We start from the raw sequence: 26,156 nt of genomic DNA, 5'->3' as shown, positions 1-26,156 counted from the left end.
AAATCATACGATGAGAATTATTCTTTTCGCGATTATCTTTTTAAGCGTATCTGTCTACGTGTCGGCTGAAGATAAAAAATCAGTGTCCCCTACCGCTACCACGCAGGTCAGAAAATCGCCCGCCAAGGATCAAAAAGACGTTTTTGCCGGCCTTAAGCGCGGTGAACGAGTTACTATCATCCTTAACAATCGAAACACTTTTACCGGCGAAGTCAAATATATAATCAAAGACAAAATAGAGCTGGATATAACCTTTGACAGCCCGACTCTTATGGGAACGATGTCTTTTACCCGCAAGGACATCAAGGAAATCCGTAAACTCGATGCACTGGATGAAACAGATAAAACCGAGATAAAAAACACTAAAAAGGCCGAGGCCAAGAAGAATAAAGCCACCGCTGTCAATAAAACATATGCGAGTGAACCCAGCGCGCCTGAATCGTCAGAATCCTACTCCCAGGACGAATCAAAACTCCTTGCCCTTCTGGACAAGTTTCCTCCCGGCAAGGTTTGGAACAAAACGCGTTATGAGGAAATAAAGGCCGCTTCAATTAATATCCAAACTTCGGAAGAAAAGGAATTTCTAGCTGTCTATGAAAACTGGAACAAGGCCATAGCCATCAAGGAAAAGACTAACCGGAAAAACCTTCTGGAACAATTCCCGCCCGGACCGGAATGGAATGAAAATAAATTCAATGAATTATCGACTAAATTCTCCAGGATTCATGTTATGCTAACTGAAACCGAACAAGAATTCATCAACAAATATCCAGATTGGGTATTAGCCAAGGTTGAAGCCGAGGAGGAGAAAAAGAAACAAGAGGAAGCCGAAAAGGAACAGTCAGAGAAACCGCAAGATCAATCCAAATAGCCGCCTGATTTAAAAGACATTGATAGAATATAACGGCCTTAAGTTAGACCCCTTCCAGGAAGAAGCCATCCGCCGGATTGATGAAGGTTGTTCAGTCCTGGTCTCGGCTCCGACCGGATCCGGCAAAACGCTTATCGCCGAATATGCCCTGGAAAAGGCCCTGCGTGAAGGCACCCACATCATCTACACCGCCCCCATAAAAGCATTGAGCAACCAGAAATTCCGTGACTTCCAGAAACGCTGGGGTAGTCACATCGGCCTGGTTACCGGCGACCTGAGCATCAACCCCGACTCTCCGGCTGTGATTATGACCACGGAAATATTCCGCAACTCCATCTTCGACTCGCCCCATCGGCTGGATAAAGTCAGCCACGTGATATTCGACGAAATACATTACCTTGACGACGACGAACGCGGTACTGTTTGGGAAGAAAGCATCATCTTCGCGCCCCAGCACATCAAGCTGATAGCCTTAAGCGCTACCATACCAAACATTAACCAGGTCGTTCACTGGATTAGTTCAGTTCGCAAATCACCACTGATAGTTCTGCACGAACCCTGCCGTCCGGTGCCTCTAAAACATCTGCTTTGGATGGAACACTTCGGCGTGGCTAACTGCAAAGACCTCAAACAACTGGAAAAAGGTTTTGACAAATCACGCCGCGGAAAGGAAACGCTGATAGACCATCTAGTCAAGGAGAATAGACTGCCCTGCCTTTATTTCATCTTTAACCGTAAAGGCTGCGAAGAACAAGCTGAACGGTACAGCCATCGTTCATTGCTGACGACTGACGAACAAGTCAGGATTATTGAATTATTCAACCGGCTCTGCGCCCAATATGAACTCGAGCCCGAAAAAATCCGCCAGCTCAGCCAGCTGGTTTCCTGCGGCGTGGCCTATCACCATGCCGGGATGCTCCCGACCATGAAGGAGGTAGTCGAACAACTCTTCACTTCGGGACTGATAAAACTCCTGTTCGCCACCGAAACATTCGCAGTCGGAGTGAATATGCCGGCCAAGTCGGTCGTTTTCGACGAGATTACCAAGTTCGACGGCATCCGGCGCAACTTCATCCGCAGCCGCGACTATCATCAAATGGCCGGCCGGGCCGGGCGGCGCGGCATTGACCCGGTCGGCTACGCTTACCTCAGACTGCCGCCCTACGGCGCCCGAGCCAGTATCATAGAGCGAATTACGGACGAAGCTAATATCGAGGAAATAAAAAGCCAGTTCAACCTGTCATACAGCTGCATTCTCAATCTCTATCATACGCTCAAGGAAAATATCTACCAGGCCGCCCAAAAAAGCCTGAGCAATTATCAAGCGGTCCGGGGCAAACAGAAAAAAGCCTCTCATTTCCACCAACAACGCTATAATAACGTCATCGACCAGCTCCGCAGAAAAATCGGATTACTTAACCGGATGGGTTATATCCACGGCCAAACGCTGACTGAAAAAGGACATATCGCCAAACAAGTCTACAGCTTTGAACTGTCGCTGACTGAGTTTATTATCCAGGGCGTGTTCAACCAGCTCAACTCCGACCAGATAAACCTGTTGCTGGTGGCGCTGGTCTACGAATCCAAACGGCGTGACTGGGGCAAGAAATTCAACTACCAGATAATCCGCTCCATCCAAAAGCCGGCTCTACCCATAATCAGCCGCCTGCTGGACGAAGAGCGCAAGAATGGAATCCTTCCAACTGTTCGTTTGCTGGACTTCAAGCTGGCCAGCGCCACTTACGCCTGGTCCACCGGCGCGCCGTTCGACGATATCATCAATCACACCAGCGTCGTGGACGGCGACATCATCCGAACATTCAGATTGGCTATCCAGCTGGTCCGCCAGATGCTCCGGCTGGGCCGGCATAATAAATGGGGACAACCGCTTATGGATAAATTTTACTCCTGCTTCAACAAGATGAGCCGCGATGAAGTTGACGCCGAAAAACAGTTGCGCCAGTCGGCCGAATAACAAAAGTATATATTTTTATTTACAAATTTGGAATCACTGTTAAGATTTGTTCTAACTGAGGAAAAAGAAAGAGGATAAAAAACTATGGGCCAACCTGATGGTTCCGGCGAGCCAGAACAACCACGGCTTGCCGAATCAGACCAATGGAATCTCCGGCTCTGGGAAAAATGCGAGGAAACCAACCCCGGCCAACTCCAATTGACCGAAGCAGAAATCCAAGCCATTCTGGACAGCATCTTCGCGCAGGACTACGAAGTCCGCCAGAAAACCATCGACCGCCTGACAAAGTTAGGCCCGTCCTTGGCCAAAGTCCTGGTTGATACCCTGATCAAGAACACCACCAATAATACCCTGCTCTTCCAGCTGACCTACGCCCTGGAAGTCATCGGAAAAACAGCCATTAAACCGCTGATGGAAGAGCTCGTCAAGATGCAGGAACTCAAAACCACACTTGACGTAGCCCAGCTGGAAAACATCACTGAAACGCTCATCCGCCTGAACGACAACAGCGCCGCGCCGGTCCTGGCCCGGCATATCAAAACGGCCTGCGACGAAATCGCCCGGATATCACAGCCGGCCAACAGCGACCCGGCCAATCCCAACACCGCCAAGAAAATCGGGTTCCACCAATCCACCCGGCTCAAACTCCATGACCTGCTAGGCGATATGAAAGCAGCGGACGGCTTGGACGATTTAATGCTACTCTTAGGCGACGGCCGCAAAAGGGTCCACGAGGATGTGGTCGAGACCATTTTCAAAATCGGCGACAAGCGCGCCCTGCTCCCGCTGATACGTCTTTATTCGGTGGAATCAACCGTATCCGAACTGGGCGCCCGGTATATCAAGCTAACCTTCCGCGAAATCACCCGTCGCGAGAAAATATCCCGGACCGACCAGATATTCAAGGAGCTTAACCCGGACGAGAAGAAAGTCCTGGCCGATTTATTCCCGGGCTCGCGACTGGAAGCGCGCAACCACAACAAAGAGTAATCTTCCGACCCCGGCCTGCCGATAATAAAAACTTGTCATAATTCATAATTTTCTCCTTGACAAAATAGAAACTGATGTTATACTGCATAGAATTTAATGAAGATAGATTTCCATATACATACTAACTGCTCGGACGGTGTATACAGTCCAGCAGAGGTGATAGATAGAGCGGCCCGGGAAGGCTACAATATGCTGGCCATCACCGACCACGATTCGGCCGCGGCGCATGCGGCGCTCAAGGACTACCCTTTACCGGAAAACTTAAGAATCATCAAGGGCGTGGAGATTACATCGAACTACCAGGACAGGGAAATCCATATCCTGGGTTATTTCCGAGATGGTTTTGCGCCCGAGCTGGAATCGTTCCTCAAAGGAGCACAGGAGGAACGCAACCGCCGGATGAACACCAGCATCAAAAACCTGGAACAGTTTAAGATATCGGTGACTTACAAGGAGTTGTTCAAATACAGCAAAGGGGAAAGCGTCGGCCGTAACCATTTGGCCAGCTTATTGGTCGACAAGGGCTATGTGGCCAGCCAGAAAGAGGCATTTAATTTATATCTCAACGACGATACGGCTATCGTGCCGCCGATGATGACCTCGGTGAAAAGGGCCATCGAGCTGATACACGGCTCCAACGGCATCGCCGCCTGGGCGCATCCGGCCTACGAGAACTTCCAGGCGTTCGTACCGGTATTCGTCGGTTATGGGCTGGACGCCATTGAGGTTTATAACCAAAAGCGCAGCCTGGCCAACGCCCGGCACTATCGCAACACGGCCGAAGGCCTGGGCCTGATGGCCACGGCCGGCTCGGACTGGCACGGATTCGAAGGCGAATCGTTCCTGACCAATTACCTGCCCGAGGTGGTCGAGCGTTTCGTCAATATATTTTAATCAGGATAGGAGTAAAATTATGGACCCGAAAGTCATCCTCAAAGCAGTCAACCAGGGACAGGAAATCAGCCCAATCGAGGCGGTGGTGCTGATGCAGAGCTATCCTACCCACGCCCAGGAAATCCACGAGGTGGCTAACAACATCAACAAACGCATCCATCGCAACGTGGTCAGCTTCGCGCACAGCAAGCACATCGCGTACACCAACGTCTGCCGCTACAGCTGCAAGTACTGCTCGTTCTACCGCAAGAAAAAGGACCGGGACAGTTTCACCTTAGGCCTGGACGAAATCTTAAAGAAGATAAAAGAGACCCCGGACATCCACGAAGTCTGCATCTACGGCGGATTGAACGGCTCATTACAGTTCCAGTATTACTGCACCATGCTCAAAGAAATACGCAAAAACTTCCCCGGCGTAACCATCAAGGCTTTCTCGCCACAGGAGATATTCTTCATGGTCAAACGCTCCAAGCAAACCGTCTCGGACGTGCTCAAGCAGTTGAAGGAAAGCGGGCTGGACTCGCTCCATGGCATGGACGCCGATATCCTCAACGACAAGCTCCGCAAGAAAATCTGTCCGGATAAAGTCAAGACTATTGACTGGATAGATATCATCAAGACGGCGCACCGGCTGGGCATCCGCACCTCTGCCACCATATTATTCGGCCACCTGGAAAACGAAATCCATATCGCCGAACATCTGGAAATCATCCGCGAAATACAGCACGAGACCAACGGATTCCTGGAATTCACTCCCCTGCCGTTCGGTGAACATAACCGCAAACTGCCGTATCTGGAAAAACTGCTCAAGCGCGGCAACCGCGAGGACTATTTTGGCGGCGAAGAAACGGTCGTCCGCCTCATCGCCATCAGCCGGATATTCTTCCAGAATACGGTTAAGACCATTCAGGCCAACTGGTTCCGGCTGGGCATGGACAACGCACTGAAAGGCCTGCAGACCGGCGCCAACGACCTGGGCGAGACCGAATACGATATCAGCGCTACCCGGAGCCTTAAGCGCCGAAACCAGACCGAGATAACGCCGGCCAAGCTCAAGCAGACCATTTTGCGTACCGGCAAGGTCCCGCGCCTGCGCAAACAGTAAGGAGCTGTTAGTTGCAAAACTGATGCAAATCAGGATGCAACGTTACAGATCCTTATCCTGAGCACAGCGAATGGGTAAAGAGCCTGTTAAGGGCAACTGTAAACATTATGGCACCCCCCTAATGCATGGTAAAATCCACACAATGCCTGTTCCGCCTGCCAGTTGACGGGCAGGTGTCTTAGGCACGATAACACATAACATTTGACAGGATTTTCTAATTTATTAACATCTTAGCTGTCCAATTGCTGGCGAAACGGTGGCGTACCCAAGCAGCAAGGGAACGGTTTGCAAAACCGTGATTCGTGGGTGCAATTCCCACCGCCACCTTATTAGAACCTGTTAGGGCTTTCGCTACGATAGTAGCAAAAGACCGTTAGAGCTACTGCCTCCCTGTGGGACAGGGTCTTATCCCGAGCGCAGCGAAAAACCTAAATAAAGTGTGGGGTGCTTACATTTATATTTCTCAATAAATATCCCACAAAAATATTGACACAACTTTTTACCATGATAGACTGCCATAAAATAAAATGGACTTACCAGTCCGTCAGTTCAGTTTAATTTGTAAAGAAGGAGTGATGCTATGGCTAACGACACCAACACCAATAACACCAACGGCAACGGTTCCAACGGCGACCCGGCAAAGAAGAAACGGATGCTCCCCCTGCTGGCGGTACTGACAATCATCGGGCTGGTCGGCCTGACCTGGTACTGGTACGTCTTTATGCGCGGGTCGCTCTCCACCGACGACGCAAATATCGAGGCCAATTACGTGGCGCTCAGCTCCACTCTTGCCGAGCGCATCAGCCGCCTGGCCGTGGACGAAGGCAGCCTGGTCCAGGCCGGACAGGCGCTGGTCTACCTGGATGACACCGACCTGCGCGCACAGCAAAAGCAGGCCCTGGCCACCCTGGAACAGGTCAAGTATTCGGTCAGCCTGGCCAAGGTCAATATGGAAAAGACCCTGGGCGACTACCAGCGCTCCCAGGAACTCTTCAAGAGCGGCAGCGTCTCCCAGGAAAAGTTCGACAACAACCGCAAGGCCTACGAATCGGCTCAAATCCAGCACAGCATCGCCCAGGCCCAGGTCGAGGTCAGCAAAGCTCAGCTGGAGGTTCTTGAAACCAAGCTCAGCCGCACCACTATCGTATCGCCCATAAACGGCATCGTCGCCAAAAAGTGGGTACTCGCCGGCAACGTCGTCTCGCCCGGACAGCCGATATTCTCCATCTATGACCCCGCCAATATCTGGGTCACGGCCAATATCGAGGAAACCAAACTGTCCCATATAAAGCTCAACGACGCCGTTGAAATCTCAGTCGATTCCCGTCCGGGCAAGAAATACCAGGGCAAAATCATCCAGCTCGGTTCCAACACGGCCGCACAGTTCGCGATGATTCCGCCCAGCAACGCCGCTGGCAACTTCACCAAAGTTACCCAGCGCGTACCTATCAAGATATCCATTGACAACAAGGATAACACGCTCCTGCCCGGGCTTTCGGTGACAATCAACATAAAGACCAAATAAATATATGGCAATGCCGACATCAGCGTCTATCCGGGACAGACTGTCCACGCAGTTCGCCTCAATCGACCGGAAGCACCCCTCTTACAAATGGTGGGTAATGGCCACGGTCATGATCGGCACCTTTATGGCCGTGCTGGACGCCACCATTGTCAATGTGGCTTTGAATAAGATTATGGCATCATTCGGCATCCCGGTGGAAAAAGCCGAATGGGTGTTGACCTCATACATGCTGGTGATGGCCGTGATGATGCCGTCATCCGGCTGGATAGCGGACCATTTCGGCTACAAGCGCACCTATTTCCTGGCACTGTTCACATTCACCCTGGGCTCGCTGCTGTGCGCCCTGTCCTGGGACATCAACGCCCTGATATTCTTCCGGGTCATCCAGGGCATGGGCACTGGTATGTTAATGCCGGTGGGCATGGCCATCGTCACTCGCGAATTCCCGCCCGAGAAGCGCGGTATGGCTCTGGGATTCTGGGGCATCGCCGCGGCCGCATCGGTCTCATTCGGCCCGGCCGTCGGCGGTTACCTGACCGATACCTATAGCTGGCAATCTATTTTCTACATCAACGTGCCGGTCGGCCTGGTAGCCCTGTTAGGAGTCTGGATCTTCCAGCACGAGTTCAAGACCTCGAAGATAAGATCATTCGACCTGGTCGGCTTCATCTCCATGACGGTTTTTCTGTGTGCCCTACTCCTGGCGCTGGCCGAAGGCAACGCCGCCTGGAACACCGGCGGCTGGACCTCGAATTTCATCATCACCTGCACCGCCATCGCTATTATCGGCTTCACCATATTCCTGTATACTGAACTGACCGTGACAGACCCGCTCATAGACCTGAGCCTGTTTAAGAACTTCAACTATACGGTCACCTCCATCGTACTGTTCATCTTCGGGCTGGGCATGTTCGGCAGCACCTTCCTCCTGCCGGTCTATCTCCAAAGCATGATCGGCTATACCGCCCTGCAGGCCGGGCTGGTCTTCGTGCCGGTGGGCATATTGCAGGGAATGCTGTCTCCGGTGGCCGGCATGCTGGCTGACAGGTATAATCCCAAAATAGTTTCCATCTTCGCCATCCTGGTAATGGCCTTCAGCCTGTATCTCAACGCCTCGCTCTCGCTCTATTCCGAGAACTACCAGATAATGATGCCGCTCTATCTCCGGGGCCTATCCATGGGATTGCTCTTTATATCGCTCAGCGCCATCGCCGTTTCGGACATGCCCGAGAACAAGATGGCCCAGGCCGCGGGATTGTTCAACGTTATCCGCCAGATCGGCGGCAGTTTCGGCGTGGCATTCTTCAGCACCATGCTCATCCGGCGCCAGATATTCCATATGAACATCTACGGACAGGCGGTCGACCAGTACTCGCCCACCTTCCAGAACGTCTCCCGGGCGCTGCAAGGCCTGGCCCAGCACGTCGGCAGCGGCGCCTCGCAGGCCGTATCACGAGGCAAGGGATTGATTATATCGCACATCGGCAAGCAGGCCTTCGTCGCCTCGGTTGACGACATCTTCCTGATAGCCGGCGTGATAATGATAATCAGCCTCATCCCGGTGTTCCTCATCCGGGTCAAGAAACGGGCCAAAAAGCCCGGCGCCCACATAGCTATTGAGGAATGAGCTACCCCTGTCGGCATCCTCGCCTATTTCTTCGGATAGATATAGAACAGCGGTTGACCGTACTTGTCCTTGCCGAACTCGGAAATCAGCTTCTGGGTCGATTCCGACAGCAGGAACTCGGCGAATTTCTCTCCGCCTACCAGGTTCATCTTGGGAAACTTGGCCGGGCTGGGAATAATGACCGAATAGGGATTGAGCAGTATCGGGTCGCCTTCAACCATAATCTTCAAGGATGCATTGGCCCGGTGCGCCAGATAGGTGCCCCGGTCGGTCAGCGCGTAGGCCGCCTTGTTGTTGGCCATATTGAGCACCTCGCCCATGCCCTGTCCGGCCTCAACATACCAGGCGCCGGCCGGTTTAATAGTTGCTTTAGCCCAGATAGCCTGTTCCTTCTTGTGCGTGCCCGACTTGTCACCGCGGGAGATAAAGGCCGAATTGGTATTGGAAATGGCCATGAACGCCTCTGCCGCGGTCTTAACCGCCTTGCACTTGGCCGGGTCGGTTTCCGGGCCGACCAGCACGTAATCGTTATACATCAGCGGCTGGCGCGACTTGCCGAAGCCTTCGGCCATAAATGCCTCTTCGTCCTTGGGCGAATGGACCACCATCACGTCGGCCTCGCCCCGCTTGCCCATGGCCACTGCCTCGCCCGAGCCGACCGAGATGGGCTTGAGCTCATAGCCGGTCTGCTTCTTGAACTTCTGGACCAGCACATCCAACAGTCCAGAATCCTGGAAGCTGGTTGTAGTGGCCAGAATAACCGGCGCCTTAGGCGCTTCGGCCTTGCCACAACCGCCCACAACAATTAATCCCAAAACCAATATCAATCCCAATATCTTTAGGTATCTCATTTATCGCTCCTTCTAAAATGTTGTAGTTACTAATAATCCAAACTGATTATTCTTATACGCGGCCGTGCCGGATGCCACATCTTCGGCGTTGGTGGTATAATCCAGCTTGATATGAGTGTTATCTGTCAAACGGTATCCGACGCAGACGGTGGTCCGGGTATAGCTGTTACAGTTGCAACTGTTCAACGTAGCATAGACGGTGCTCTTGTCAAACCCAACATTGCTGTAACGGGCCGCCAGATAGACCTTGGGTATCGGGTTATAGGTGCCCTCGACGAAGTAATAACTGCCCTCGCGGTCGGTAACCGATACTATCGGCGTGACCGTATCCTTGCCGTCGTCCTTGAACTGACCATAGGCCAGGCGGAAAAACGCCTTGCTGTCCGACATGACCGGCATACCCGGCTCGAGACGTTTCTCCTTGCCGGGCTGAATATCATAACGCAGGTCAAGTTCGGTGATGGTCCGGGTCCATTGGGTGGAGTTGGTCGGCCGGGCTGAAAGTCCGGCGAAGCTCATAGCCGCGGCGGCCGTGCCCAGGTCGCCGGAATTATAATGGCTCAGTGAAGCATAGAGCTCGTTAATCGGGTTAGCCGCCACCTTGATGCACAGCGCCTTGGCCGGAGTGGTATCCACGCCCGAGCCGGAATTGCCGTTAGTGAAGCTAACCGCCCATTTAACCGGGATGCCCAGCTTGTCCTTGGGCAGGACCTGCGAAAGCTGGAAACCTTCGTCATAAGCGCCGGTGTTGGTGGCCGAAGGCTGTCCCGTGGCCGCATCTACCAAGTTATTGCCCCAGGTTTCCTCGCCGATGTCCACTTTAAACAAACCGACCCGGAGCATGGGGTCAAAAGCGCTGCCCTTCAATGATGGCGCGACGATGGATGACAGGAAATTGGTGTAATCCACATATAAATAATCCATAGCCAGCACATTGGGGTTATTGAGCGTCATCCGGGTGATGACCTTGATATCCGGGGTCAGGGTGCCGTTAATCCGGAGCTTGCCCTCGGGCATGACATAAGAACCGTTCGGATTAGTACCGGCGCTTTCCGAATCGATATAACCGCCGGAAAGCTTCGATCCCTTGAAGTCGACCTTGACCGTGGTTTCCTCGGCTGAGGCCGTTGAAATTATTACTGATGCCAAACATATTAGCGCAAAGGCGCCTGTTAACAACCTGGCCATGATACTCTCACCTTTCTAGTTCGGCTGCCTGTGAAGTTGTCCGCCATAGCGGATGCGCCTCAGGAGCACAGCCGACTATACTTATCAAATAAGTTACTCTATTTTAACTGATAAGTATTAATCAGTTTCATCATCCTGTTGAACTCCCGTTCAATCTGTTTACGGGTATTGGCTTCGAAACGCAGGAACGGGTCGAGGATTCGTTGGGCAAAGTCGGTCAGCTGGGTGCGCTGAGAACCCTGCCCGCCTACCGTGGTTTCGATAAGCTTAACTCCCAGTATTTCCTCGGTCTTCTGGATTCTGCCCCAGACATAGCGATAGGATTCGTCCAGAGACTCAGCCGCGGCCTTGATGGAGCCGGTCTTGCGGATAGCCGCTAATATTTCGGCGATACCGCCGCCGAAGGCGTATTCACCCCCTTTCTGAAGCCAGACCTTATGGAAAGGCCTGAGTTCCACGGAAACTTTAATCTTGTTACTAATAGTCATAATAAACTCCCTTTCATAAACAGACTCCGGTTGGCAATATCTCTAACCGAGGTCAATATGCACAAACATACATATAGAAAAGAACGCGTCAAGAAATAGTGTAATGACTTGTAAAATACAAAGTCCGAACGACATTGGAAGCGCTGGGCGTGGCGGTGGAGGACAAGTCTAAATAGTCCATTGAGTCCATGGAGTCTGAGGAGTCCGGTTGGTTAAACCCTATGGACCCTCAAACCCCACAAACTCTTTTTCCCTTTCGTGCCTTCGTGGTTATTTTACGGCCCAAAGGTAGATTCGCGATTACTCACTATAAACCTGTATGCCCAGATGCAACTGCCCTTCTTTGAGGAACCAGACGCAATATGACTTGTCCGGCAACCGGTCTATGGACCAGTTGGCGGCCCGGGCCGGGTCGGACATCCGGGACAGGAAGTCCTTTATGCGCGAGTTGTGCTTAAGCATCGACGCCGGGTTATGTTCAGACTCTGAAATAAGGATACCGGTCTGGGTCAATAATTGGGTAAGCGACGCCCTGAAGGTGGCCTTGAGCCGCGATGGCGCGATGTCATACGGACCCCCACCCAGTATCTGAGCGCCTTCGGGCAATGCCCCGACCACATACTGCTCTCCGGTCAGCCAGTCGCCCACCACCGAAACCACCTGCTTGCCCCGGGCACGAGAGCCGGTAAATCGAAGCGTCCCGCCGATGGCCTCTTCCCAGTTGCCTTTCTTGTTTTCGATGGCCTCTTTGAACCGCTTGCCATCTTCGGCATAGGCGAAATCCAGGCCTTTCGAGTATTTATTGTAAGACTTGAGCAATTTCCGGCGGTGCATGGTGTAGATGTCATTCTCATCACGGTCCGAGCCGCCGGCCGAAGAAAATTTGACCCGTTCTTTATACTTATCGGCGGCGACCGTGGCCACCAGCTGGCCGTAATCGCCGTCGTTCTTGATGCGCCACTTGCGCCGGGCATTAGCCGTCTGGGCGCCGGACTTGCTGTTCTGCTCCCATTTCTGGCTCATATCCGGATGCGGCGTAACTACGGGGGCTACCGGTATCTCTACCTTACTCTTAATAGGCATATAGAACCCAACCTTTCAGCTTGCCACGGAGCCACAGAGCTCACGGAGGCTAACCATATTCTTTTACTCTTTGTATACTCTACTAAAAACCTATATCATAGACCTCTAATCCAGTCAAGTAAATACAGTTATTTACGCATCCATAGTGTTACTAAATCATACCCCCCATACTTATGTATACCCCATATTATGGTATGCGATATCGGATACTATCAGATATGTGAGCGGATAGTATCCAGTATATAGTCTGATAGCGGACTGTATATCACGATATCATATCAGTAAGTGTATAGACTACCCTGATATACTGTATGTGGTATTATCAAGTAATATACCAGATACTATGATGTATAGTATAAGATATTAGACTATAGATTACATACCATTATACAATATCATATCAGTGTCTATAGGGTATAATATAGTCTGGTATGCAATATGGCAAAGGGTGGTAGGGGGTAGGGTATCCCCTACTATAGGGTATAGTATAGCCTGGGATATGCAGTAAAATAGCATATTACAAACATATAACAGATTAGGCTTGGTAATACTGCACTCTATGGCGATATGACCGTAGAATATGCCTAGTATAAGGTATCTTAGGCAGGTATGTACTCAGGCTGTATGATATATTGGTGATATGAGATAGATATGCCACGCCGGAATGCCTGTATAATAGGTATTCCAGGTCACCACTGCCCTGCTTGTCTTGGTATTGGTGCATTAACTGACTGATACTACTGCCAGACTACAGCCCTATTGCGGCCATCCATATACCCGGGCAAGAGCACCCTGCACCCCTCTGAGCCCTACCCGGCATAGGGATAAGATACCAAGGTCTGGGAGATGACCTGAACAGATAATGGGTTAGGGATAGGAAGGTATTAGGGGGTTAGGTCAGAGGTAACTGCAAACTAGCACTCCCAAAAATTATCTGGATAAATCAGTTACAATTGCGTGATAAATTTCGGTATTTTCCTGCCATGCCATATGCACCAACCCCTTGGTATCCACATAAATTGCAGCACCTGGACTATCAATAAAATCTCCTTCATCCCATAACCAGACAGGTATTTTTGGCGGGGGTTTCTTCTGCCCTACGGGTTGAGGAAACGACCAGATGCCATCATTCGATAAAACCTTAAAGCTGGTCATTGGTCCTGACCAACACATCTCATTCTGACCTACATTATAGGTAATCTCGCGATTATGATTCCAGAGCATAATAACTTTCCTGCCATATTTCGCCAGACGTATAGCCCCTAGCAGTCTTTCCTTGCCATAACCGAAACAAACAGGAGGTAACCATTCCGTTCCGTTCCATTTTGACAAGTGAAGTTTATTCCTGTCCGGATGATTTTCAGGCAAATCGGCCTGGTATACCAGTAATGGCGTGTCTTGTCCATCCACAACAATATCAAAGCAGTCATCCAAAATTGGTTTTTCCGGACTGCAAATAATGCTTTTGATTATCTTCCCGCCGGAAATCACCCAGTGAGTCATACCACCTTCTTTAAAACCTTTTCCGATGATGTGGACGTCACCTTTTTCTGTTATGGCCATACGGCTGCGCGGGAGCACCACACCAAGCTGTAATAAAATAGAGTTACCCCAATTCTTCCCATCATAACATTCGTACCGGATGCTGTTATTTGTGACTGCTGAAACATGAACCTTGCCGTCATGAATTTTAAAATCGCTATGGGGCCCTGCTGAATCAGGCGGATCGTTCATGATAGATAAATGCGACCATGTTTTACTGGCGGAATTGTAAAATAAGTGGTGCCACAAATCATCCGACATCTCAACTAAAAGATTCAAATCTTCGCCTTGGCACCAAGCGAAAAAGGGGTCGCATTCTTCATCCCCGGCAACAAGGAGTTGGGGTGCGGACCATTGCCCGCTATCGCAAACGTTTATTCCGGGAATGGATGTCCAATCTTTGCCCGAGTTACTTTGGTTTAAAAGAAGCGAGCGAGGAATCACACTCATTATATCAGCGGAATTGGCCCGATTTTTGGTCATACCTCGCCATATCGCATAGATTTTACCCGAGCTTGATTCTGCCATAATGGGCGAGGCGTCTGTTCCCCATGCCATATCATGATTTCCTAAATAATCAATTTTAACAACCCTAGTTTTATCTACAATTTCAAACTCAATGATATTTGACTGCCCATCCGCGAAGCCCGAGTGTTTCTTGGTAAATGCCAGGTGGAATGAGTAATCCCCGAGCCTGTCAATCCGGTAACAATCCGTTAAATCGAATGAGAAGTAATCTGACTCGCCCGGTTTTATTTCTCTTCCCGCACTGCTATCTATAAACCTCAAATTAACAATAGATTTTATCTCAATGTTATTCGAATCTTTAAGCATCGGATCAATGCCAGACCGAAAGGCTGGTTCATTATCACCGTAATAGCGTCCTCCAAAGGTAATCACTTTATCTGTGCTATTCCTGATAAATACATTTATTTGAATATCCTCGTTTAGAGCGAATAAGTTTTTCTCTAGCGCAACTAAACATTTAAGACCATCTGACAGGTCGGTCCAATCAGTATTATCGTTAGAAAAGACAATATAATCAATTGCTACCGGTGGGCGAGTGTTGTGTATAACATCCTTTAACTCATTGATATCCTGGCGAAACGGCACGGTGCCTATCACACTAATGCACCCGGAAAATTTCTTGCCAACTTTTAATCGTATATCCCTGAATGATTGGTTAGTTTCCAGCGCACTTTTTATGACAGGCAAATGCTTTTCGGCTATATTCATATTTATGATTTGCCTTAAGAAAATGGAACCGAATAACAGGTACCCAAGAGATGCGATTAATAGAATAACGACAATAACAAGCCCAATTGCCTTTTTACTCATAACAACATACTAACTATTTATTCAGCCCTGTCAAGCCTAATGCCCCATTAGATACGGAGAGTATATGGTAAGGTAAGTGCGGGACGGCGCTGGGGTGCTCCCGTAAGCAGGCATTATTCCCGAACCGCTAACGCATCCGCTGGCAGTATTCCAACCGCTTGAGTTCGGCCGGGAGCAGGTCGCATTTTACGGGCTCAAGGAATTCGACCACTTTTTGGAAGTTCTGCTTCTGCCAGGCGAACTCGGCGTTCTTGCGGGCCATAGCCAAATCATACTGCCGCACCTTCTTTTGCTCTTCCCGGGTAGCCATATCTTCCAGGCGTTTGAAAGCCGCGTCATCGCCGGCCAGGAACGCCGGGGCGTATTTTTTTACCAGGCCGGCCAGCTCAAGAATCATCCTGCGGGCCGTTTTCTCATCGCTCGACTGGAACGAGGTGTTTCCGGCCTCCTTGGCGGCGCCGGCCGAATTGATTATATCGACTATGGTGTAGTTGAGGGATTCGGCCGTATCCGGAAGCCGGCCGATTATGAATTCTATTTTATACGACTGCGGGTCCTGGGAAACAACGGCAAAAACCGATTTGGACTCGTACCTGACCCGTTGGGGGCCTTTTTGGGTGCACTTAAAGCCGAACTCCTTGACCAGGAATCCGAATGCCTCCAAGGCGCTTTCCCTGAAATTCTCAGCAGTACTCATAATCTCACCTTTACTTAACAGTGACTAGAAGAGACTTGTAACTGTCTCATCCCAGTCCATGTTTAATTCTTATAGCAGGGCCATTTGCCCCTGTCAAGCCTAACACACTATTTGATATGGAGTATATGGACTGGTAGGTAATTATATTTATTTAACAATACCCTAAATCAACGCTTTTTCTCCACAGCATGCTTGAGTTCTAAAAAATCATCCTCGCTAAACGCCCATTTCAATATGCCCGAAGCTAATTCTAATGCCTCCGGTGAAATCCATGGAGAAAACTTTACCAGTTTATCAGTCGCTTCGCCCAAATGTTCATAAAACGAAACGCAGGCGGCGTTATTCAACTCCCCGGTATTTTGCTTAAGGCACCATTCGGCAAAACCAAAGATGCGACTAAGCGTCTCATTATCAGATACATCATAAGCTATTTTAGCCTTCTTCACAAGTTCATGAAGTGCTATATAAATACCATCCTCCTGGAAGTCTTTTGGGAGGTCGGGAAAGAGTTCAAGATATTTCTTGCGCCAAACAGCCATATTGAAAATAGAGTTTCAGGACTAGCTAAAATACGCGTCTAATTGTATTATCAATCTCTTGCCAGTCTCATCCAAGTATAATATGGTTATTTCTTAGTATCAGCCTTGGGTGCGGGCTTATCCTTGGCGCCTTTTTCGGTCTGGTTGACGCCGCTTTTGGCCTTGTGCTCTTCCCGCTTGGCATCCTTATATCCGGGGCACTCGAAAATCCCCTGGGTAAGGTGGGCGTCATCTTCGCAGTATTTGATGTAATCGCCCTCGTTGTTGATGTTCTTCTTGCGGTAATATTGGCAATTGGGATTGTGCTTGGGCTGGCACATCTTCTGGTGTTCCTTGAGGGCTGCTTCGCGGTCCAGGAACTTCTGGCGCTGGTCGCCCGTCAATATCTGATTAAGGAAGGATTCGCGGTATTCCTTATGGCCGGCCGCGATGCCGTCCACGATTCTTTTCAGCTCGGCCTTGGCCTGGTCGATGGCTGTTTTGCCGGCCTTCTTGTCCTTGCGCAGTTCGGCCAGGCGGTGCCGGGCTGCATCACGGGTGCACCAGTTCATCCCAACCGTGGTCTTGTTGATTCTTTCCTTGAGCGCCTTGATTTGAGTCGTCTGCTCCGGGGTAAGGTTCAGTTCGTATTTCGACCAGTCGTGAGAGCATTTGGGGTTATGGCAGTCCAGGAACTTGCATTTGTTGCCGGCGCCCTCGTGGGACTGCGTTTTCTTCTGTTCGGGGTCTTGGAGATTAATCGTCGCCTTTTTGGGCTCGGCAGCGGCGGCAGGCGGTTTATCCGCCTTCTTTTCATTCTCAGCCCGGGCTATGCCGGCCAACCCGGATATCAGTGATAATCCCAATACCGCTGTGGTCAGTTTCAGTGTCAGCTTTTTCATATTTACTCCTAACTCTTTCTAATATTGCGATATACTATATAACTCATTTGAGCCCAGATTTATTTTACTTGATTTAAGAATTATAGGAATTGGACAAACCTAACGGGTTATACCACCGGTTTAGGCGGCTCCTGCTTGGATTTCTTCATTAATGACAGAAACATTATGCCCAGCCAGATGGCTATCAACCCGCCGCCTAAAGAGAGTTTCTTATTAGTGCCGAACCAGGCCCACTCCACTATTTCAGACAGGATGACGACCGTGCCGGCGCATATCAGCAGGTATGCCCAGAAATATCCCCAAAATCCCGGTTCTGTGCTTTTCATAGTAGCCTTCTTTTCTTCGCTTACTTTATTAGCACTTACCTATGTTGTTAAATCGCGTGACTAAGGGCTGGCATAAATCTTGGACCAGTTCGTATCCGTGCCTATCTGTATCGGCAGGCTCCTGTCTGTAGTTGTCCCATCGCCCAACTCGCCGTAATAGTTCCTGCCCCAGGCCCAGAGAGTTCCGTCGTTCTTGAGACCAAGAGAGTGGCTATTCCCTGTGGCAATGGCCTGCCAGTTGATGTCTGTTCCAATCCGGGTCGGGATATTTTTATCTATAGTTGTGCCGTCGCCTAATTGACCGGACGAGTTACCACCCCATCCCCAAAGAGTTCCATCGCTCTTTAAGGAAAAGGTGCTCGCATTACCGCCGACAATACGTGAAATATTCGTTCCGGTTACTACAAACCCATTAACATCCGCTCCTATTCTTACAGGACTATATTTATCATTATTCTCATAAATAGAAGATGACGATGTTTCATAGCTTTCGCCGCCCCAGCAGCCACCTCCGACCCTTCTTCTTCCGGAAACCCAGCGCTCTGAAGTTCCATCGCCTAATTGACCGGATGAATCATACCCCCAGGTCCAGATGGTACCATCGGTCTTAAGGGCAATGGAATGGCTGTTTCCTGCGGCAATAGCCTGCCAGTCAGTGTCCGTGCTAATCTGAGTTGGGATATTTTTACATATACTTGTGCCATCGCCTAATTGACCATCCCAGTTAACGCCCCAGGCCCAGAGAGTCCCGTCTGACTTAAGAGCAAAAGAGTGGCTGTGACCTGCGGCAATGGCTTGCCAGTTGTTATCTATTCCGATTCGAGTTGGTTGTGCAGTATAAACATATTGAGGAGGTGCATACCTATTTTGTTCGCCTGTCCCGTCGCCCAACTGGCTGAAATCGTTCCTGCCCCAGGACCAGAGTGTTCCGTCGGTTTTCAGGGCAATAGTATAACCAAAACCAGCCGCAACAGTTTGCCAGTTGGTATCTATACCAATCTGCGTCGGGATATTTTTATCTGTAGTTGTGCCGTCGCCTAATTGACCGTAATAATTGCCACCCCAGGACCAAAGGGTCCCATCGGTCTTTATGGCAATCGTATAGTTAAAACCGAGCGCAATAGTTTGCCAGTTGGTGTTTGTACCGATCTGCGTCGGGATATTCTTGCTTATAGTTGTGCCGTCACCCAACTGACCTGACCGGTTATCGCCCCAGGCCCAGAGCGTACCATCGGTCTTTATGGCAAAAGAATGCGCTGAGAGCGGCGAGGAAAGCGCACTTTTATTTTCGCTGCTGCCGGTTTCCCAGTCAAAGCCGAAAGCCAGAATTGGTATTAATAGAATCAGGGTGATTTTAACGACCCGGCGGGTAATAAAATAAACGCCTGAATTTAGCGTTTTCATAGAAACATACATAGCTTAAACTGCATTATTGTCAAGCAAAATAACCGCTGAAGCATATTTATTTGATAATATCTGAAATAGGTCGATAATATAGTAAATGCCTATCTTAATACTGGTTTGGGTTAATCTGGTGTTGGGCCTGATGCTCTGGCTGGGCCTGTGCTCGGATTGGTCGTTGCCCGGCACCAAGCTTGATATTATACTTTTTCTGGTGGCCTGTGGCTCCAGCGTCTACCTTATAATAAGACTTCTCCTGAATAAACAGCTCAGTTCAAAGAAACGTTGGTTATACAGTTTAGTCTGTATTCCTATATTTATATTCATATTCCCATACCTATTATTATTCCCGTTTACCCTATTCTATGCATCCGAAGTGGCCGGCGAGCAGTTTGTTGAGCAGGCAGTTTCCCCGGACGGAGTGACCACAGCCAGCGTCTATTTCCGCCCGGTTGGTGCTTACACCGGAGGCAACGGCTATATTCTTGTCCGGATAAAGTATCGCTACTTTCCTTTGGTCGAGCGGCAAATCTATGTGCGCAAGACCTTTGAGGACGAGCATGGGCATTTCATCAAATGGCTGGATAACGACACCATGCTGGCGCTGGAACGGAATGACGTCATCAAGGTCGGCTGGATTAGATTCCACCGCCCGTGGTAACATTAGTCGTGATTGGCAATCGTTATTCTTGACAATTAATCCTCTAATGGTAAATATCTGCAATAGATTATTTAAAAGCAGTATGGTACATAAAATTTGCACGTTGACCTTATTAAGCATTTTCTTGCTGTTGACGGCATTTCCTGCCCTATCGGAGCCGGAAGACCCCAAGCCGTCACAGCAGAAGATAGAAGCGGCCCGGGAGCTTTATAACATCGCCCTGGATTCGCTCAAAAGCAAGCAGTACGAAGAGGCCCGGAAATTACTGGTCAAAGCCGTCGAATATAACCCCGATTTCGCCGAGGCGTATGCCAAACTGGGCGATACTTACATACTGCTCAGGGATGAGGAACTGGGCTACGAGAACCATAAAAAATGCCTGGACATCATCGGCAAGTCCGAGTCGACCTCTGACGAGCTGGCCAAATTATCAGAGGAGATAAAACGCAAGTCCGAGAAATTCAGGCTGCTCGAGGATAAAATAACATCCGTAAAAAAGGATTTCATCGCCAAGGTGGCTGATTTAGGCAATCAGTCTTTGGCCGATTCCGATTACTTCCTGGCCGAGGAGTTGTTCTCGCTGATAGAAAGAATCGATACGGATAATACCGATGCGGCTGACGGCCTTCGGCAGGCAAGAGAGGGCCAAAGCAATCTTGATTCCGCAGAGCCGTACGAGGCTAATTCGGAACTATCAGATGTCTACTACCAGTCAGGCCTGACCGCCATCAAACAAAACAAGTATGACGAAGCGATTGACAAACTGAATAAGGCGGTGTCTTACCGCCGGGAATTTTCCCAGGCCCTGTTCGCCCTGGGTGAATGCCATGAGAAACAGAAGGACAAATCATCGGCCATCCGGAATTACCGGCTCTGTTTGAAGCATATCCAGAAGAAGGACAATCTTTCCAAGGAGGAAAGCGACACTTGCAATAAGGCATATAAGGCCGTGGAACGGCTGGACGAGCGAAGCCGGCAGATGTCCAAAGTGAAAAACGATTATGCCAACAGCCTGATGGCTTTGGCCACGGACTGCTTCAACAGAAAATACCAGCGGTTTGCCTGCGTCATTCTAAAGCAGATAGATGTGATCGACCCGATAAACAGGAAGGCCGATGAGCTTTATTCCAAACTGGACCGGAAGGTGGTTGCTTCAGTGGAAAGCGGCCGCAATGCCGGACGGGTTATCAAGCTTTTTAACGGAGTGAGCCTGGATAACTGGCTCGGCCGTGGCGAATATCCGGGCAAATGGTGGAGCGCCAAGGACGGTAAGATGATATTCAACCCGGAAGAAAAGAATATCCCAGCTACGATGCAGTACGACGGACAGATATTCGACAGCTATATTGCCTCTATAAAACTATTCGTTGAAGATTTCCTTTTCGACGAGGAGGGCTCCATTGGACTGCTCGTAGCTTATAACCCGAGCAAGGGAGCGTTTCAGGCTTTCATGTCAACAAACGGGCGGCTGAACAAAGGCTGGAATTATATCGAGGTGATCAAGCAGGGCAACAGCTATCAGGGTTCTACCAACGGCATTAAGTCCCCCACTACAAGATATCTTAACCCGGGTGACCAGCCAATCATCGGAATCGGCACCAAGAATATCAGGTTTTACATCGCCAGTTTTACCATCCAGGAACTGGCTGGAAGTTCCGGAGCCCAGCCGGCCGCGGCCAGGGAATCAACTTCCGAGGCGCTCCGGTTATTTAACGGCAAGGATTTGACCGGTTGGAAGGTGGCCGGCGATAATAACGAGATATACTGGAAAGCCGAGGGCGGCAAGCTGGTGGTTCGTCCGGAAAACCCAACAATAACCAGTGGGGTCTTCTGGCAGGGAAGCGAGCTTCCGAATAACTTCGCCTTTTCGTTTGATGTGACCATCGAAGGCAAGGCATCGGAAAACGAACAAGGCGTGCTCGGCCTTATCCATGAGAGTGACGGCAAAAAATACGCCGCCATAGACCTGGCCAAGATGCTGGGTAATTCCGGCTCTTATAAAATATCGATGGCCCGGGAGAATGGACAATATAAACTGTTTGTTAACGGCCAATTAAGCCGGTCAATACAGCCCCAACACCAATACACGATTCTTGGCTTGAGCTCCATAAATTTCAAGGCATCATTCTCCAATATTACCCTCAAGGCTTTGAAATAAGGAGATAGAATATGAAAAAGATATTATCAGTCACATTATTATGCGCCATAGTGTTTGGATTAACGGCCTGCGAGGAGCGCAAAGCCCAAACCCAGCCGACGAGCCCGCCGGTTCAGGCTGAGAATAAGGTGACCGCGGCCGGAGTGACCATGGAATGGAGCCTGGCCGGCACCAACTTATCGGTCAAGCTCAGCGCCGCGACCAGCGGATGGGTGGCGGTCGGGTTCGACCCCGGCGCCGGGATGAAGGACGCCAACATCATCATCGGCTATGTCAAGGACGGCAATGCGATCATCCGCGACGACTTCGGCACCGGGTTTGGTTCGCACGCCCCAGACACGGTTGATAACGTCACCAATAAAAGCGGCACCGAGGCGAACGGCGTAACTGAAATAAGCTTCACCATCCCGCTGGATTCCGCCGACGCCCAGGATAAGAAGCTGGTATCCGGCAACAGCTATAAAGTCCTACTGGCTTCAGGCAACTCGGACGATTTCAGCGCCTTCCACACCCACAAGGCGGTAGCGACGATAAAGATTCCGTAGGTGTGTCGGTTATTTTAATGGCGCTGCCCTGCCGGCAGGTTACTTAACCTGTTGTTTCCATCTTTCCATATCCCTTTTCAGGAAGATAAGAGCCCTGTCCTCTTTAGGACTGAGCCGGATAAACTCCTCAACATCGGCAATGGCCTTCTTTAAGATTTCCTTGCGGGCCGGCAGGCTCTTTTCGCGGTAGGCCTTCTGGGCATAGGCATCGGCCCGCGTCAACAGCACCGATGCGCTGGCGCCGTTTTCGTAGGCCTTGGTATAGTCGGCGATGGCCTTATCGTAGTCCTTCAGGTAGAAATGGGACGAGGCCCGCCCTTCGTAAACCCGGCTGGCGTATGACTTTTCGTCCAACTCCAGGACCCTGGTGTAGTCGGCCACGGCGGATTTATAATCGGCCCGATTGTGGTGAATCATGGCCCGGACGTAATAGGCGCTGACTAATTTGGGATCAAACTTGAGCGCCTGGACGATGTCGGCCCAGGCCTTTTCACCATCTCCTTTAAGAACGTAGGTATGAGCCCGGTTAGCGTAGTAACCGGCATCGTACGGTTCAATCCGGATGGCCTCGGTAAAATCAGCGATGGCCGGTTCGAACATATTATTTTCGCCGTAGGCCACCCCGCGCTGGTTGAGATAGGCGATATTACCCGGCGCCAATTTTAGGGCCTCGGTAAAATCGGCGATGGCCTTGTCAATCATATGTTTGTCCTTATAAAAACCGGCTCGTCTGAAAAAGTATGCCGGGTTCTTTGGGTTGGCAACTATAGCCGAGCTGATGTCGGCGATGGCTTCATCCATCTTGCCCTGCTCAAGGAAAAGGATGCTCCGGTTCATATAAGCCGCGTCCATATTGGGCATCAGCCGGATGGCCTCGTCGAAGTCGCGCTTGGCTCCGGCATAATCCTTCGCCTTGAGACGGGCGATGCCGCGGCGATTATAGGCATCGATTACCTCCTGGCCCAGACCCAACCTGATGCCGGCAGTAAAATCATCGATGGCCTGCTCATATTGGCCCATTTCCATGCACAGCTGGCCGCGGTACTCGTGCGCCTTTTTATTGCGCGGCTCGAGCGCGAGGGCCTTGTTAAGGTCGTCCAGTGCCTGAATCCGAAGAATCCGCACTTGGTCCGGGCTATCGGCAAGGTTATTGGCCTTGACGCCAAGGGCATTGGCCCGATGGATGTATGCCTTGACAGCCTCAGGATTGAGCTTGATAGCTTCGGTGCAGGCGCTAATCGCATTATCTATGTATTCGCGGCAGCTGCTTTCCTGTTTGGGGCTGCGCTTTGCCGGCTCAGTATAAAGAATCTGCATGGCTTTTTCCATATAATTGTCGGCCAACATAGCCCAAGCCACGTAATCCATAGCATTACGCTTAACACCCTCGTTAAAGGCGGCGATGGCTTGGTCTGCCTTATTCTGGACGCTGTAAGCAAACCCGAGGTGGCTGTGAAGTATAGGCACATCGGGATTAAGACGGATGAGTTCGGTGTAGTACTCTGCAGACTTAAGCAACGGCAGTTGGGGCGGATAAGTAACAGCCAGTTTTTTATTAAGCTTAAAGGCCTGGCTGTGGTCCTTAATGAGCTGTTTCAAATCGCCCAGGTAAAAATATGTCCAGCCGCGCTGGTAATAGGCCAGGTCATAGTCGGGCTTGAGCTCTATCGCCTTGTTATAACTGGCCAGAGCCTGTTCGTGCTTATTCTGCCCGCTCTCGATATTGCCCTTGGCCAGCCAGCCCAGATGGCTGTTGGGGTCGTATTCGATGACCTTAGTGAAGTCGTCAATCGATTCATTGGGCTTGCCGTAGATGTAGTTGGTAATCCAGCCGCGCTCGTAATGGGCGTAGGCCAAACCCGGCGTGGCGATAATGGCTTTATTAAAATATTCATAGGCCTTGTCGTTATCACCTTTTTCCTTGTAGGCATAGCCGACGAGCTGGTAGACATCGCCAAAGGTCGGGTCTATCCGGATGGCTTCGTCGGCCAGTTTTATCCTAGACTCAAGGTCAGTCGTGCCGATCATCCGGTCGTAATAGACCTTGGCTTTGGAACGCTGTTCGAGTTGGGCCTTGGTCATCTTGCTTTCGGCCTGGCGGGTTTTTATCTGGGCCAGGCATTTGTCTTTCAGGTCGTAGGCTTCGAAATCCGCCGGCGACAGCCCCAGCACCTTTTCGCACATAGACAGTGATTCCTCGTATTTATGCTCCTCGAACAGGCGATGGGCCTGTTGGTTGTATTCAACCACCTTGCGTCCGGTCTGGGCCGAGCCATAGAGCCACCAACCGACTGCAGCCAGGGTAATGACGGCGGCACTGGTAACGCCGATAGAGGCAGTCTTGTTCTGGCGCATCCGGCGCCAGAGCCGGCTGGCCGATGAGGTACGCTTGGCCACGATGGGCGCGCCTTCGAGATAGCGCTTCAGGTCGCCGGCCAGCTCGGCCGCGTTTTGGTAGCGTTTGGCGCGGTCTTTTTCCATGCATTTGAGGCAGATGGTTTCCAGTTCCTTGGGCACGGACTGGACAATCCGGCTGGGCATGGTCGGTTCTTCGTTGATGACCTTGGAGAGCACTTCAAACAATTCCTGGCTCTGGTGCGGCGGCCGCCCGGTCATGCAGTAGTAAAGAGTCGAGCCGAGAGAGAATATATCACTGAGCTGGTCCATCTGGTCTTTCTTGCCCTGGGCCTGCTCGGGCGACATGTATTCTGGCGTGCCGACCACCGTGCCGCTCATGGTCAAGGCGCGGCCCTCGCCGGTGAGTTGTTTGGCCAAACCGAAATCGGTTATGTAAGCCTTGCCGGACTTGTCAACCAGAATATTGGCCGGCTTGATATCGCGGTGGATAATGCCCTGGGAATGGGCGTAATAAAGCGCCTGCGCCACCTGGAAAATAATCCGGGCCAAGCGCGGGAATAACTCCGGCGTTTTGGACTGGCTGATATCGTCCAGGGAAACGCCTTCGATATAATCCATAGTGAAATAATGCTGTTTGTCAACATGGCCGGCTTCGTAAATCTGGACGATGTTGGGATGCTTGAGCATAGCCACAGCCTTGGCCTCGCGCTGGAAGCGATCGAGCATTTCCTTGTCGTTAGAAGTTATGACCTTAAGCGCCACCTGCCGGTTGAGGTTCTGGTCAACAGCCAGGTAAACAAGCCCCATCCCGCCCTGGCCGAGTTTCTTGACCAACTGGTATTTTCCGAACTGTTTGGGTTGTTGAGCCGGTTTGGCGTCTTGGTCGGACATACCCAGGATTATGCCCACATACGGCTTGACTAAATCATTTACGAACAGACCTGAAAGCTGGTCCGGATACTTCTGGAAATATTGCTCCGTGTCAGGATTCTGCCACCAGTTTTGGAAATCTTCCCTGTCCTTGAATTGTGGTATCTTGAATTCTTCTGGCATCGGCATCAGTATATATAAAAATCCTGAAAATGCAATAAATTTTGGCTGTAAATTTGCGGC

The 26,156-nt window shown here is 50.5% G+C and carries 21 protein-coding genes and 1 tRNA gene; 11 read left to right on the top strand and 11 right to left on the bottom strand.

All coding sequences use genetic code 11. The features are described 5' to 3' along the window. Window positions 1-10 precede the first annotated feature (10 nt). The 8 genes from WC980_06255 to WC980_06220 all read left to right on the top strand — a co-directional run bounded on the left by WC980_06255 (window position 11) and on the right by WC980_06220 (window position 8,987). On the top strand, window positions 11-871 hold the full coding sequence (locus WC980_06255; GenBank protein ID MFA5794652.1) for a hypothetical protein: 861 nt from the start codon (window positions 11-13) through the stop codon (window positions 869-871). A gap of 19 nt (window positions 872-890) precedes the next feature. Then, window positions 891-2,846: a DEAD/DEAH box helicase gene (locus WC980_06250; GenBank protein MFA5794651.1), complete on the top strand. Its 1,956-nt coding sequence runs from the start codon at window positions 891-893 to the stop codon at window positions 2,844-2,846. 84 nt (window positions 2,847-2,930) lie between these two features. Continuing rightward, complete coding sequence (locus WC980_06245) at window positions 2,931-3,836, top strand: hypothetical protein (protein ID MFA5794650.1); 906 nt, start codon at window positions 2,931-2,933, stop codon at window positions 3,834-3,836. A 96-nt stretch (window positions 3,837-3,932) separates the two neighbouring features. Next, a complete protein-coding gene (locus WC980_06240; GenBank protein MFA5794649.1) occupies window positions 3,933-4,730 on the top strand; it encodes a PHP domain-containing protein in 798 nt (265 codons plus the stop codon). Window positions 4,731-4,749: 19 nt separating this feature from the next. Next, entirely contained in the window at window positions 4,750-5,835 is a 1,086-nt protein-coding gene (locus WC980_06235) for a CofH family radical SAM protein (GenBank protein ID MFA5794648.1), read from the top strand. 255 nt (window positions 5,836-6,090) lie between these two features. Beyond that, window positions 6,091-6,162, top strand: a tRNA-Cys gene (locus tag WC980_06230). Between the two features lie 253 nt (window positions 6,163-6,415). After that, window positions 6,416-7,360, top strand: coding sequence for an HlyD family secretion protein (locus tag WC980_06225; GenBank protein ID MFA5794647.1), 945 nt, complete (start codon window positions 6,416-6,418; stop codon window positions 7,358-7,360). Between the two features lie 4 nt (window positions 7,361-7,364). Then, entirely contained in the window at window positions 7,365-8,987 is a 1,623-nt protein-coding gene (locus WC980_06220) for a DHA2 family efflux MFS transporter permease subunit (protein ID MFA5794646.1), read from the top strand. A gap of 23 nt (window positions 8,988-9,010) precedes the next feature. Here the strand turns inward: WC980_06220 and WC980_06215 are convergent, their stop codons facing one another. From WC980_06215 to WC980_06170, 10 genes are all read right to left on the bottom strand, one after another. Next, window positions 9,011-9,838 carry a substrate-binding domain-containing protein gene (locus tag WC980_06215; GenBank protein MFA5794645.1) on the bottom strand — a complete coding sequence of 276 codons (828 nt, stop codon included), beginning with the start codon at window positions 9,836-9,838 and terminating at the stop codon, window positions 9,011-9,013. A 12-nt stretch (window positions 9,839-9,850) separates the two neighbouring features. After that, on the bottom strand, window positions 9,851-11,026 hold the full coding sequence (locus WC980_06210) for a hypothetical protein (protein ID MFA5794644.1): 1,176 nt from the start codon (window positions 11,024-11,026) through the stop codon (window positions 9,851-9,853). Between the two features lie 98 nt (window positions 11,027-11,124). Next, window positions 11,125-11,514: a LysR family transcriptional regulator gene (locus tag WC980_06205; protein ID MFA5794643.1), complete on the bottom strand. Its 390-nt coding sequence runs from the start codon at window positions 11,512-11,514 to the stop codon at window positions 11,125-11,127. A gap of 300 nt (window positions 11,515-11,814) precedes the next feature. Beyond that, on the bottom strand, window positions 11,815-12,597 hold the full coding sequence (locus tag WC980_06200) for a hypothetical protein (protein ID MFA5794642.1): 783 nt from the start codon (window positions 12,595-12,597) through the stop codon (window positions 11,815-11,817). A gap of 930 nt (window positions 12,598-13,527) precedes the next feature. Further along, window positions 13,528-15,477, bottom strand: a complete 1,950-nt coding sequence (locus tag WC980_06195; protein MFA5794641.1) for a hypothetical protein — start codon at window positions 15,475-15,477, stop codon at window positions 13,528-13,530. Between the two features lie 127 nt (window positions 15,478-15,604). Then, window positions 15,605-16,174 carry a hypothetical protein gene (locus WC980_06190; protein MFA5794640.1) on the bottom strand — a complete coding sequence of 190 codons (570 nt, stop codon included), beginning with the start codon at window positions 16,172-16,174 and terminating at the stop codon, window positions 15,605-15,607. 167 nt (window positions 16,175-16,341) lie between these two features. Beyond that, on the bottom strand, window positions 16,342-16,713 hold the full coding sequence (locus WC980_06185; GenBank protein ID MFA5794639.1) for a hypothetical protein: 372 nt from the start codon (window positions 16,711-16,713) through the stop codon (window positions 16,342-16,344). Window positions 16,714-16,799: 86 nt separating this feature from the next. Next, window positions 16,800-17,594 (bottom strand): hypothetical protein, encoded by a 795-nt coding sequence (locus tag WC980_06180; protein ID MFA5794638.1) that lies wholly within the window; start codon window positions 17,592-17,594, stop codon window positions 16,800-16,802. A gap of 107 nt (window positions 17,595-17,701) precedes the next feature. Then, window positions 17,702-17,920 carry a hypothetical protein gene (locus tag WC980_06175; GenBank protein MFA5794637.1) on the bottom strand — a complete coding sequence of 73 codons (219 nt, stop codon included), beginning with the start codon at window positions 17,918-17,920 and terminating at the stop codon, window positions 17,702-17,704. A gap of 60 nt (window positions 17,921-17,980) precedes the next feature. Beyond that, a complete protein-coding gene (locus WC980_06170; GenBank protein MFA5794636.1) occupies window positions 17,981-19,324 on the bottom strand; it encodes a hypothetical protein in 1,344 nt (447 codons plus the stop codon). A 97-nt stretch (window positions 19,325-19,421) separates the two neighbouring features. Between WC980_06170 and WC980_06165 the strand changes: the two genes are divergently transcribed. From WC980_06165 to WC980_06155, 3 genes are all read left to right on the top strand, one after another. Further along, entirely contained in the window at window positions 19,422-19,982 is a 561-nt protein-coding gene (locus WC980_06165; protein MFA5794635.1) for a hypothetical protein, read from the top strand. Between the two features lie 82 nt (window positions 19,983-20,064). Further along, window positions 20,065-22,140, top strand: coding sequence for a tetratricopeptide repeat protein (locus tag WC980_06160; protein MFA5794634.1), 2,076 nt, complete (start codon window positions 20,065-20,067; stop codon window positions 22,138-22,140). Between the two features lie 11 nt (window positions 22,141-22,151). After that, window positions 22,152-22,685, top strand: a complete 534-nt coding sequence (locus WC980_06155) for a DOMON domain-containing protein (protein MFA5794633.1) — start codon at window positions 22,152-22,154, stop codon at window positions 22,683-22,685. Between the two features lie 39 nt (window positions 22,686-22,724). Here the strand turns inward: WC980_06155 and WC980_06150 are convergent, their stop codons facing one another. Continuing rightward, window positions 22,725-26,096 carry a tetratricopeptide repeat protein gene (locus WC980_06150; protein MFA5794632.1) on the bottom strand — a complete coding sequence of 1,124 codons (3,372 nt, stop codon included), beginning with the start codon at window positions 26,094-26,096 and terminating at the stop codon, window positions 22,725-22,727. Between the last annotated feature and the right edge of the window lie 60 nt (window positions 26,097-26,156).

The organism is Candidatus Brocadiia bacterium (assembly GCA_041658285.1).
Classification (GTDB): domain Bacteria; phylum Planctomycetota; class MHYJ01; order JACQXL01; family JACQXL01; genus JBBAAP01.
This window is presented reverse-complemented; position numbering and strand designations above follow the sequence as displayed.

Excerpts from the sequence above, each read along its gene's own strand:
- WC980_06210 (MFA5794644.1), bottom strand. The coding sequence starts at position 11,026 with ATGGCCAGGTTGTTAACAGGCGCCTTTGCGCTAATATGTTTGGCATCA.
- WC980_06150 (MFA5794632.1), bottom strand. The coding sequence starts at position 26,096 with ATGCCAGAAGAATTCAAGATACCACAATTCAAGGACAGGGAAGATTTC.
- WC980_06170 (MFA5794636.1), bottom strand. The coding sequence starts at position 19,324 with ATGAAAACGCTAAATTCAGGCGTTTATTTTATTACCCGCCGGGTCGTT.
- WC980_06235 (MFA5794648.1), top strand. The coding sequence starts at position 4,750 with ATGGACCCGAAAGTCATCCTCAAAGCAGTCAACCAGGGACAGGAAATC.
- WC980_06155 (MFA5794633.1), top strand. The coding sequence starts at position 22,152 with ATGAAAAAGATATTATCAGTCACATTATTATGCGCCATAGTGTTTGGA.
- WC980_06185 (MFA5794639.1), bottom strand. The coding sequence starts at position 16,713 with ATGGCTGTTTGGCGCAAGAAATATCTTGAACTCTTTCCCGACCTCCCA.
- WC980_06175 (MFA5794637.1), bottom strand. The coding sequence starts at position 17,920 with ATGAAAAGCACAGAACCGGGATTTTGGGGATATTTCTGGGCATACCTG.
- WC980_06220 (MFA5794646.1), top strand. The coding sequence starts at position 7,365 with ATGGCAATGCCGACATCAGCGTCTATCCGGGACAGACTGTCCACGCAG.
- WC980_06255 (MFA5794652.1), top strand. The coding sequence starts at position 11 with ATGAGAATTATTCTTTTCGCGATTATCTTTTTAAGCGTATCTGTCTAC.
- WC980_06200 (MFA5794642.1), bottom strand. The coding sequence starts at position 12,597 with ATGCCTATTAAGAGTAAGGTAGAGATACCGGTAGCCCCCGTAGTTACG.
- WC980_06195 (MFA5794641.1), bottom strand. The coding sequence starts at position 15,477 with ATGAGTAAAAAGGCAATTGGGCTTGTTATTGTCGTTATTCTATTAATC.
- WC980_06180 (MFA5794638.1), bottom strand. The coding sequence starts at position 17,594 with ATGAAAAAGCTGACACTGAAACTGACCACAGCGGTATTGGGATTATCA.
- WC980_06205 (MFA5794643.1), bottom strand. The coding sequence starts at position 11,514 with ATGACTATTAGTAACAAGATTAAAGTTTCCGTGGAACTCAGGCCTTTC.
- WC980_06160 (MFA5794634.1), top strand. The coding sequence starts at position 20,065 with ATGGTACATAAAATTTGCACGTTGACCTTATTAAGCATTTTCTTGCTG.
- WC980_06245 (MFA5794650.1), top strand. The coding sequence starts at position 2,931 with ATGGGCCAACCTGATGGTTCCGGCGAGCCAGAACAACCACGGCTTGCC.
- WC980_06240 (MFA5794649.1), top strand. The coding sequence starts at position 3,933 with ATGAAGATAGATTTCCATATACATACTAACTGCTCGGACGGTGTATAC.
- WC980_06190 (MFA5794640.1), bottom strand. The coding sequence starts at position 16,174 with ATGAGTACTGCTGAGAATTTCAGGGAAAGCGCCTTGGAGGCATTCGGA.
- WC980_06215 (MFA5794645.1), bottom strand. The coding sequence starts at position 9,838 with ATGAGATACCTAAAGATATTGGGATTGATATTGGTTTTGGGATTAATT.
- WC980_06165 (MFA5794635.1), top strand. The coding sequence starts at position 19,422 with ATGCCTATCTTAATACTGGTTTGGGTTAATCTGGTGTTGGGCCTGATG.
- WC980_06225 (MFA5794647.1), top strand. The coding sequence starts at position 6,416 with ATGGCTAACGACACCAACACCAATAACACCAACGGCAACGGTTCCAAC.